The organism is Polynucleobacter sp. 35-46-11 (assembly GCF_002281105.1).
In genome coordinates this window covers 1-1,964 of record NZ_NCFJ01000465.1, presented here as the reverse complement: position 1 = coordinate 1,964, position 1,964 = coordinate 1, and the positions used below count along the sequence as shown (strand labels likewise).

2 protein-coding genes are annotated in these 1,964 nt (G+C 47.5%); both read right to left on the bottom strand.

The annotated features are described in order from the left end of the window. On the bottom strand, positions 1 to 216 hold a 216-nt coding region (locus B7Y67_RS19545; RefSeq protein ID WP_367227299.1), incomplete at its 3' end, for a TSUP family transporter. A gap of 77 nt (positions 217 to 293) precedes the next feature. Beyond that, positions 294 to 1,964 (bottom strand): FAD-binding protein (locus B7Y67_RS16410; RefSeq protein WP_293599547.1); only part of this gene is annotated, 1,671 nt, incomplete at its 5' end.

Below are 1,964 nucleotides of genomic sequence, written 5' to 3'. Positions count from 1 at the left end.
AAACATCCCTACCAAAGTGAATGGAAAAAGCCAAAGCAGCTCCTTTTTATCCGCATCTTTGGATGACTTTCTGCCTAGATAAAAAGAGGCACAAATATCCATGATGACCATCATTGGCACTACAGTTGTCAATGGATATAGCTGAACCAGTAAGGGTACAGCCACAATAGAAGATCCAAATCCAGACACGCCGAAAATAAAATAGGCGCAAAAAATGATAAGTACCGCAAGCGTTACTGAAAGGGGTTGGAGGACCTCAAAAATAGGAATGTCCTATTGGCTTTATATGGTTCTCAAGCAGATTCTTCCACCAGAATTGTCTCGCCAGGCCTCACTAAATTAAAGCGAACTGGTTTATTTTCAATGGTGAGATTAGTATCGCGTAACTGAACCGCCGTGAAATAGGAGGTTTCCAAATCGCCCGGCAAAGGAAAATCTTCTCGGTAGTGAGCCCCTCTTGAATTTTCTCGAGAAATGGCAGCCTCAGTGACTGATTTGCTGACCAAGATTAGATTACGCAAATTCATCCAGTCTTGCCAAGTCAAGTTATATGCACGTTGCAAATCGCCCACTCCCATTTGATGAAGGGATTGATCTAGTTCATCCAACTTCACGCGGGCACGTTGCAAGCTCTCTTGTGTACGAGAGATACCTACGTCATTCCACATTACCTCCGCCAATGCATCTCGAATCACTTCAATATCGCCGGGCGGCTTTTCAAGCGGGGCTTTATGCGCCCGAATGCTAGTAGCAACCTCATTCATATTGCATTCGAGTAAGGATTTATTAGTAACCCATTTGGCCATCTCATCGCCCGCAATGCCACCAAACACGGTTGAATTTGCCACGCCATTACCACCCAGTCGATTGGCTCCATGAACGCCACCAGTATCCTCGCCAGCTGCAAATAAGCCTGGCAAGTCAGTACTACAATCCGCCCGAAAGACGACGCCACCCATCATGTAATGGGCGGTTGGCACTACCTCCACCAAATCTTCGGCCAAATTAAAGCCGCTATCAGCGCAACGCTCAACCATACCCTTAAATAACTTACGCACAGTATCTGGACCCAAATGACTCATCTGAATATACACACCACCATTTGGTGTTGCCCGTCCAGCACGTATCTCGGAATTAATCGAGCGCGAGACAATATCGCGGGTTGCCCGCTCATTTCGGGCGTCGTAGTTACCCATAAATCGTTCTTTGTTGCCATTTAACAAGTAACCACCAGCGCCGCGCAAGCCTTCCTCCAATACGGTACCTGTCATGCGCGTGCCAGGCCCAGCTAATAGCCCCGTTGGATGAAACTGCACCATCTCCATATCCCGCAAGACTAGACCTGCGCGTAGTGCCATTGCAAGCCCATCACAGCTCTTATCACCTGATGGAGTGTGGTACTTGTACATTGTGGGGCCACCACCCGTAGCGAGTAATACAGCCTTAGCGCGAACCAAGGTAAATTCACCAGTCTGCATATCCAGCATTAAGACGCCTGCCAAGGATTTTCCATCTGCACTATGAATTAATTCAACCGCACGGTACTCCTCCAGGCGATGAATACCACGCGCCCATACCTGTTCTGCTAAGCGATTAATGATTTCAATTCCAGTTAAATCACCTTTATGTACAGTGCGGTCAAAGGTCTGGCCAGCAAAGGCTTTTTGATGAATCGTACCATCGGGATTGCGATCAAAAAAGCAACCCAGTTCGTTTTCTAACTCACGAATACGCTCAACTGCAATATTAGCTAATGTCCATGCTAAATCCTGATCACAAAGCCATTTGCCACCCTCAATCGTATCCATAAAGTGACGCTCAACCGAATCACCCTCTGCAAGCGCCACGTTGTAACCGCCCTGCACCATTCGGGTACATCCGCATTTTCCTAAAAGACCTTTAACTGCGATGGTGATATGTAGCTTGGGGTTTGTTTGATGGGCGTGAAGCGCCGCAAAAAGGCC